The sequence below is a fragment of the Bradyrhizobium acaciae genome, assembly GCF_020889785.1.
In the GTDB taxonomy this organism is placed as follows: Bacteria; Pseudomonadota; Alphaproteobacteria; order Rhizobiales; family Xanthobacteraceae; genus Bradyrhizobium; species Bradyrhizobium acaciae.
The window spans coordinates 34,155-42,187 of record NZ_JACMYK010000059.1; the positions used below are offsets into that span (position 1 = coordinate 34,155).

An 8,033-nucleotide genomic window follows, 5' to 3' on the forward strand; every position below is an offset into this window, starting at 1 on the left:
AATTTCGCATGATCGGCGCGCTCGCCCGCAAGTTTTTCGGCTCCGCCAACGACCGTCGGGTCAAAGGGTATCAGTCCCGCGTCAGCGCCATCAACGCGCTGGAGCCCGAGCTCGTCAAACTGTCCGACGACGAGCTCAAGGCCCGCACCGCCGAATTCAAGCAGCAGCTCGCCAGCGGCAAGACGCTCGACGACATCCTGGTTCCGGCCTTCGCCACGGTGCGCGAGGCGGCCAAGCGGACGCTCGGCCAGCGCCATTTCGACGTTCAGCTGATCGGCGGCATGGTGCTGCACGAGGGCGACATCGCCGAGATGAAGACCGGTGAAGGCAAGACGCTGGTCGCGACCCTTGCGGTCTACCTCAACGCGCTCGCCGGCAAGGGCGTTCATGTCGTCACCGTCAACGACTACCTCGCCCGCCGCGACTCCGGCTGGATGGGCCAGATCTATGCGTTCCTCGGGCTGACCACCGGCGTGATCGTGCACGGCCTCGACGACGCCGAGCGCAAGGCGGCCTATGCCTGCGACATCACCTACGGCACCAACAACGAATACGGCTTCGACTATCTGCGCGACAACATGAAGTACCGCCTGGAGGACATGGTCCAGCGCGAGCACTTCTACGCGATCGTCGACGAAGTGGACTCGATCCTGATCGACGAAGCGCGCACGCCGCTGATCATTTCCGGCCCGCTCGACGACCGTTCGGATTTCTACAACACCATCGACACCTTCATGCCGAAGCTCGTCAAGAAGGATGACTACGAGGTCGACGAGAAGCAGCGCACGGTGACGCTGACCGAAGGCGGAATGGAGAAGCTCGAGAACCTGCTGCGCGACGCCGGCCAGCTCAAGGGCGACTCGCTGTACGACGTCGAGAACGTCTCCGTCGTGCATCACGTCAACCAGGCGCTGCGCGCGCACACGCTGTTCACGCGCGACAAGGACTACATCGTTCGCGATGACGAGGTCGTCATTATCGACGAGTTCACCGGCCGCATGATGCAGGGCCGGCGCTATTCCGAAGGCCTGCACCAGGCGCTGGAAGCCAAGGAGCACGTCACGGTCCAGCCCGAGAACCAGACGCTGGCCTCGATCACCTTCCAGAACTATTTCCGCATGTACCAGAAGCTGTCCGGCATGACCGGCACGGCGCTGACCGAAGCCGACGAACTGTTCGACATCTACAAGCTCGAGGTCGTGGAGATTCCGACCAACCTGCCGGTGGCGCGCCTCGACGAGGACGACGAGGTCTACCGCACGCAGAACGAAAAGTACGGTGCGATCCTCGCCGAGATCGAGCGAGCCAACAAGCGGTTGCAGCCGGTGCTGGTCGGCACGGCGTCGATCGAGAAATCGGAAGTGCTGGCCGAGTATCTGAAGAAGCACGGCTACAAGCAGATCGATTTCACCTCTGAATCCGGCATGGAGAAGCTCTATGCCGCGGCGCGTGCGGGCAAGCCGGCGAAGCTGTTCGCGGTGCTGAACGCGCGCTTCCACGAGCAGGAAGCCTACATCGTCGCGGAAGCCGGCGTGCCAGGTGCGATCACGATCGCGACCAACATGGCCGGCCGCGGCACCGACATCAAGCTCGGCGGCTCGCTCGAGATGCGGATCCAGCAGGAGACCGCCGACATCACCGACGAGGCCGAGAAGGCCAGGAAGATCGAGCAGATCAAGGCCGACATCGAACGCTTCCGCGAGATCGTGCTGAAGGCGGAAGAGGATTTCGAGACCGAGCCCGCCAAGGGCAACAAGCCCGCCAAGACCGTGAAGAAGCCGGGCGGCCTCTACATCATCGGCTCCGAGCGTCACGAATCCCGCCGCATCGACAACCAGCTGCGCGGCCGTTCCGGCCGTCAGGGCGACCCCGGCCGCTCGAAGTTCTTCCTGTCGCTGGAAGACGACCTGATGCGCATCTTCGGCTCCGACCGGCTCGACAGCATGTTGCAGCGGCTCGGCCTGCAGGAAGGCGAGGCCATCATCCATCCCTGGATCAACAAGGCGCTCGAGAAGGCGCAGCAGAAGGTCGAGGCGCGCAACTTCGACATCCGCAAGAACCTGCTCAAGTTCGACAACGTCCAGAACGACCAGCGCAAGGTGATCTTCGACCAGCGCGTCGACCTGATGAAGGACGACAGCGTCGTTGAGACCGTGACCGACATGCGCCATGCCTTCGTCGAGGACGTGGTCGCCAAGCACATCCCCGAGCACGCCTATGCCGAGCAGTGGGACACCGCGGGCCTCAAGGAAGAGCTGAAGCGCGTGCTCGATGTCGACCTGCCGGTCGACGAATGGGCCAAGGAAGAGGGCATCGCCGACGAGGAGCTGCTCAACCGCATCGAGACCCATGTCGACGAGCGGATGGCGGCGAAGGTCGCGCAATGGGGCCCCGACGTGATGCGTTACGTCGAGAAGACCATCCTGTTGCAGACGCTCGACCATCTCTGGCGCGAGCACCTGATCATGCTCGACCATCTGCGCCAGGTGATCGGCCTCCGCGGCTACGGCCAGCGCGATCCGTTGCAGGAGTACAAGACCGAGGCCTTCAACCTGTTCCAGGAGATGAGCGCGCATCTGCGCGAGGCGGTCACCGCGCAGCTGATGCGGGTCGAGATCGTCCCGCCGGACGAGCCGCCGCAGCCGCTGCCGATGATGGAAGCGCACAAGCTCGATCCCAGCACCGGCGAGGACGAGTTCGCCCGCGCCAGCCTCACCGAAGCGACCTACGCCCAGGCCTCGCTGGCGCCGGCAATGTCCGCCGCCGACCGCAATCCGAACGATCCCACAAGCTGGGGCAAGGTCGGCCGCAACGAGGATTGCCCTTGCGGGTCAGGCAAGAAGTACAAGCACTGCCACGGGCGGTACGCGTAAGCCGACGCAACCATTGACGCGGCGGGCGATGGCCCGCCCGTCACAGGCGTGGCGCCATTCACCCCGCGTAGGCCCGGTCCAAATCGGCGATCACGATCTTCTGCATCTTCAGCATCGCCTGCATGACGCGGTCGGCAGCCTTGCGGTCGGGATCGCCGAGGTAGCGGCTTAGTGCTGTCGGGATCACCTGCCAGGACAGGCCGAAGCGGTCCTTGAGCCAGCCGCAGCGCGATTCCTGGCCGCCGTCGGTGAGCTTGCCCCAGAAATAATCCACCTGCTCCTGGGTGTCGACGCTGAGGAAGAACGACACCGCCTCGTTGAACTTGTGCTGCGGCCCGCCATTGAGCGCATAGAACCGCTGCCCCTCGAGCTCGAAGCTCGCCATGAAGTCGCTGACGGTTTCGATCTCGGCGTTCGGAAACACCGATTTGTAGAAGGCGACGGCATCGCGGACGTTGTTGTCGAGCCACAGGAACGGCGTGATCGAAGTCATGGGCGGAGTCCTTGTTGACCGGGAGGGGACGGACCTTCGCGCCGGAGCGCGAAGGCGATACCGCGGACGGGCCCAGGGCGGGCAGGGGTTCGTTCGCGGCGTTCGCCCCAGAGGACGAACCGGCAGGCGAGCGCCCGACATTGGCCGGTCGGTTTTTCTGTGGTCCGCGGCAAGGTCCAAGGCGCTACCATGCGATCTGGCTGTGTGCGGGCCGGTCGGCGAGGAGCGGCTTGCCGAACAGCGAAGGCACGAGGTCGTCGAGGAAAAGCAGCAATTGGGCCCGGAAGCCCGGTCCGGTCCCGCCGGCGCGGTTGAGCGGGATGATCGCCTCGGCCGCCACCTGCCAGGTCACGGCGACATAGGCAAAGCCCGGGTTCGCGGTCGCCGCCGTCGCCTGGCCGCGGGGGCTGTCGAACCTGAATTCGACCAGCGGAACCAGTTGATTCAACGGTTCATCCTTGGGCGGCCCGCCGTCGAAGCGCTTGGTCAGATAGAGCGTGCTGTACTGGACCGAAAAGCCCCAGTGCAGCGTCTCGACGGCCGGCGAGAGAACGGTGTCGAACCGGCCGGTGACCGGATTGGGCGCCAGCGCCATGCCGCCGGAGCCGATCGGAACCTCGTCGACGGCCGCGGCCGTGACGGCGAATGGCCGCATCCACGACAGCGAATCCGGGAGATCGCCAAATCCCTTGCCGAAGAAGATGCCGGGTTGAATCGTATCGGGCGCATCAGCGCCGATCGCGACCGCGCCGGAATGACCAATGCCCCAGGCGAGGCCAATCGAGACCAGCATCTCGTGGCGGTTGTCGCGAAAGGCCTCGTATTTGAGGCCGATATTGGTCTTGTCGAAGCCCGATGTGCGGCCGGTCGGCCAGCTCTGATGGACCGACGAACTGTCGACGGTGAAAGCGAGGCTCGGCGTGAGCAGCCGGGCGAAGGCTCCGTTGATGCGGTTCTCGACGACGTCGCTGCCCTGCGCTGGGAAACCGAGATAGTTGAAGTTCGGCAGGATGAGTTCGTCGGCAACGGCCGGATCGTCGATGGTCATGGTGCCGGCGAAATAGCGGTTGCCGGCGATGCCGTGCGCGCTGGCCGATTGCGCCCATAACATGGGCACGATCAGGAGGGCGCCGCTGCGGCATATCGGCTTCATCGACATCGTTTCGGCCGGCCTTTTGCCGCTTGCTCGATATAGGGTACCCCCCTATATTAGATCGATGTCGCACACGATCAAGAACAAGTCGAAGCTCGTCGGCCGTGTCCGGCGAATCAAGGGGCAGGTCGAGGCGGTCGAACGCGCGCTCGAATCCGAGCTAGGCTGTGCCGACGTGCTGATGCTGGTAGCCTCGGTGCGGGGGGCCGTGAATGGACTGACGGCCGAGCTGCTCGAGGAGCATATCCGCCATCACGTCGTCGATCCCGCGCATGAGAAGGACCCAGCCAAGGCCCAAGGTGCCGCGGATCTGATCGACGTCGTCCGCACCTATCTCAAGTGAACGCCACCAGAAGCGGACTCAGTTGGCGCTGCCGATCAGGCTTTCCAGCAGGCGCTTGAGCTCGGTCGTCGACTTGTCGCCATAGCTCTCGACGATGTGCTCCTCCTGGCTCACCGCCAGCGAGTTCAGCCGCCGGCACAGCGCCTTGCCGCGGTCGGAGACGAACATCAGCACCTTGCGGCGATCCTTCGGGTCCTGCACGCGATAGACCAGCGCGTCCGACACCATGCGGTCGATCATCTTGGTCAGCGTCGGATGGTTGAGCAGCACCGCATCCGCAAGCTCGCCCATCGAGTGGCCGTTGCCGTCGGAAAGCACTTTGAGGATGCGCCACTGCTCGACCGGTACGCCTTCCTTGGCCAGCCGCGTCTCCAACTGTCGGTTGATCTCCCGGTTGGCTTGCGCGAGCAGGTAGGTGAGGTGTTCGGTGATCGGGGAATTTTCTTTCGGCGGTTTAGCCACGGCGTGAGACCTGGTTCCTGACCCGGTGAATGAATGTCCGGCAACTCATGCCATTTCTATATGCACTTCAATTGTTGAATATTCAATATTTTCCCCTAGGATATTCCCCAACCAAAGGGCGGATGCCGCAACCGCCCGCTGGCTGCGTTGCGTATTGCTTCCCAGACAGGAGTTGGCGTGCTCTCGACGGTCTCTTACCAGGCGCATGGCGGCTTGCCCGTCGCGCCGCCGCACCTGTTTCGAAGCCCGTCGTCCTGTGCGGCCGATCTCGCTTTGACCGTCAAACCGGGCTCCTCGCGCCGTGGCGGCACCGACAGCAAGCTCAGGATCGGCAATTTCATCACCTTCTCCGGCGCGCCCGGAATCTGGGGACCGATCTCGGCCAACAGCGTCATGCTGGCGGTCGACGAGATCAACCGGCGCGGCGGCATCCGCGGCCGCGAGGTCGAATTGTCGATGTACGACGCCGGCGGTCCGATCGAGGAGGTGGTGCGCCGCGCCGAGCGGGCGATCGCCTTCGACGAGGTCGACGTGATCATGGGCTCGCATATCTCGGCGGTCCGCCTCGCGCTGCGCAAGGTCACGAGCGGCCGCATCCCCTATGTCTACACGCCGGTCTATGAGGGCGGCGAGCGGACGCCTGGGGTGATGGCGATCGGTGAGACGCCGCGCGCCGAAAGCCGGCCGGCGATCCATTGGCTGACCGACGTCAAAAAGGCGCGGCGCTGGTATCTGATCGGCAGCGACTATGTGTGGCCCTGGCAATCGCATCGCGCGGTGAAGCGCTACATCAAGGAGGCCGGCGGCCAGGTGGTCGGCGAGGAATTCGTCCCGCTCGGGGAGGACGATCACGAGCCGCATCTGGCGCGGATCCGCGCCGCCAAACCCGATGTCGTGCTGATCACCCTGATCGGGACCGACAGCATCACCTTCAACCGCGCATTCGCCGACGCAGGACTCGCCGCCACCACGCTGCGCTATGCGGGCGCGATGGACGAAACCGTGCTGCTCGGCATCGGGCCGGACGCGACCGAGAATCTGTTCTGCGCCTCCGGCTATTTCGGCTGCGTCGATTCCCGCGCCAATGACGAGTTCCGGACCAGCTACCGCGCGATGTTCGGGGCACACGCGCCGCCGATCGGCTCGGTCGGGCAGTCCAATTACGAGGGGATGCGCTTTCTCGAAGCGGCGGCCAACCGGGCCCGCTCGCTGTCGGCGGGGCCGTTGTCTGCTGCGGCGCGCAACCTCGTCTACAGCGGCGCGCGCGGCACCGTGACCATTCGCGACGGCCGCGCCGAAATGCCGATCTATCTTGCCGAGGCCGACGGTCTCGACTTCAATGTGATCAGGACGATCTAGCGTGGCACCGTCGCCCGCGAGGGCGATGCCGTGGGGCGGCGTGCCGGAGCCAGACAGGAGCAGGTGTGCATTCGACGCTCAACGTCACGGCAAGAAACCTCCCGTTCCCGCCGTCCCTGCTGTTCAGGAACCTGGCGTCGGCGGCGTCGGATCGCATGCTTGCGCCGATGGACCGGGGCGGCTTCGGTCCGCGCGGCGCGCGGAACCGGCTGCGGATCGCGGGCTTCGTCTGTTGCTCCGGTTCGCCGGGGATGTGGGGACCCGCGGCGACCTCGACCGCGCAGCTCGCCGTTGCGGACATCAACCGGCGCGGCGGCATCCTCGGCCGTGAGATCGAGTTCCAGGTCTACGACGCCGGCGGACCGATCGACGAGGTGGTCGACCGCGCCGAGCAGGCGATCGCGTCCGACGAGGTCGATCTCATCATGGGCATGCACACCAGCAGGGTGCGTGTCGCGCTGCGTGGCCTCATCACCCGCAGCAGAATCCCCTACATCTACACGCCGGTCTATGAAGGCGGCGAACGGACGCCGGGCGTGATTGCGATCGGCGAGACGCCGCGCTGGCAGAACCGGCCGTCGATCCACTGGCTGGCCGAGGCCAAGCGCGCCTCGCGCTGGTACCTGATCGGCAGCGACTACGTCTGGCCATGGCAGTCGCACCGCGCGGTGAAGCGCTACATCAAGGAGACCGGGGGCCTCGTGGTCGGCGAGGAGTTCGTGCCGGTCGGTGAGGACGATCACGAGACGCATCTGGAGCGGATCCGCGCGGCGAAGCCGGACGTCGTGCTGATCTCGCTGATCGGCACCGACGGCGTGACCTTCAACCGCGCCTTCGCCGATGCCGGGCTTGCCGCCACCACGCTGCGCTTTGCCGGCTGTTTCGACGAAACCGCGCTGCTCGGCATCGGAGCCGACAAGACCGAGAACCTGTTCTGTGCCTCCGGCTATTTCCCCTCGGTCGGCTCGCAGGCCGGTGACGATTTCAGAGACCGCTATCGCGCGATGTTCGGGGCGTTCGCGCCGCCGGTCGGATCGTGCGGCGAGTCCGCCTATGAAGGCTTCTGTCTGCTGGAGGCTGCCGCCAACCGTGCCGGTACGCTGGACACGCGGCCGCTGCTCGCGGCCGCCGACAACCTCGTCTATCGCGGCCCGCGCGGTCCGGTCACGGTACGCAGCGGCCATGCCAGGATGCCGATGTATCTTGCGGAAGCCGATGGCCTCGACTTCAGGGTGATCAAGGCGATTTGAGTCTTCTTCTTCACCTCTCCCGCTTGCGGGGGAGGTCGCATTGCGTCGAAGATGCAATGCGGGTGGGGCATTCTCCACGATACTCGCGGACCCCCACCCC

Annotated in this window: 7 protein-coding genes; 4 read left to right on the top strand and 3 right to left on the bottom strand. The window is 65.1% G+C overall.

Annotated features, from left to right (window positions below; all coding sequences use genetic code 11):
• The first annotated feature begins 8 nt into the window (after window positions 1-8).
• Window positions 9-2,873 (top strand): preprotein translocase subunit SecA, encoded by a 2,865-nt coding sequence (secA, locus tag H8A92_RS22060; RefSeq protein ID WP_229197688.1) that lies wholly within the window; start codon window positions 9-11, stop codon window positions 2,871-2,873.
• A 58-nt stretch (window positions 2,874-2,931) separates the two neighbouring features.
• On the opposite strand, the gene H8A92_RS22065 is transcribed toward secA, so the two are convergent.
• Both H8A92_RS22065 and H8A92_RS22070 read right to left on the bottom strand, forming a co-directional pair.
• Window positions 2,932-3,366: a VOC family protein gene (locus H8A92_RS22065; protein ID WP_229197689.1), complete on the bottom strand. Its 435-nt coding sequence runs from the start codon at window positions 3,364-3,366 to the stop codon at window positions 2,932-2,934.
• 184 nt (window positions 3,367-3,550) lie between these two features.
• Entirely contained in the window at window positions 3,551-4,477 is a 927-nt protein-coding gene (locus tag H8A92_RS22070; RefSeq protein WP_229197690.1) for a hypothetical protein, read from the bottom strand.
• A gap of 106 nt (window positions 4,478-4,583) precedes the next feature.
• Between H8A92_RS22070 and H8A92_RS22075 the strand changes: the two genes are divergently transcribed.
• Entirely contained in the window at window positions 4,584-4,862 is a 279-nt protein-coding gene (locus H8A92_RS22075; protein WP_229197691.1) for a metal/formaldehyde-sensitive transcriptional repressor, read from the top strand.
• 18 nt (window positions 4,863-4,880) lie between these two features.
• Here H8A92_RS22075 and H8A92_RS22080 read toward each other — a convergent pair whose 3' ends face one another.
• Window positions 4,881-5,324 carry a MarR family winged helix-turn-helix transcriptional regulator gene (locus H8A92_RS22080; protein WP_038387042.1) on the bottom strand — a complete coding sequence of 148 codons (444 nt, stop codon included), beginning with the start codon at window positions 5,322-5,324 and terminating at the stop codon, window positions 4,881-4,883.
• A 177-nt stretch (window positions 5,325-5,501) separates the two neighbouring features.
• Here H8A92_RS22080 and H8A92_RS22085 point away from each other — a divergent pair, with 177 nt between their 5' ends.
• Both H8A92_RS22085 and H8A92_RS22090 read left to right on the top strand, forming a co-directional pair.
• Complete coding sequence (locus H8A92_RS22085) at window positions 5,502-6,683, top strand: substrate-binding domain-containing protein (protein WP_229197692.1); 1,182 nt, start codon at window positions 5,502-5,504, stop codon at window positions 6,681-6,683.
• A 65-nt stretch (window positions 6,684-6,748) separates the two neighbouring features.
• Complete coding sequence (locus tag H8A92_RS22090) at window positions 6,749-7,933, top strand: substrate-binding domain-containing protein (RefSeq protein WP_229197693.1); 1,185 nt, start codon at window positions 6,749-6,751, stop codon at window positions 7,931-7,933.
• The last annotated feature ends 100 nt before the right edge of the window (window positions 7,934-8,033 follow it).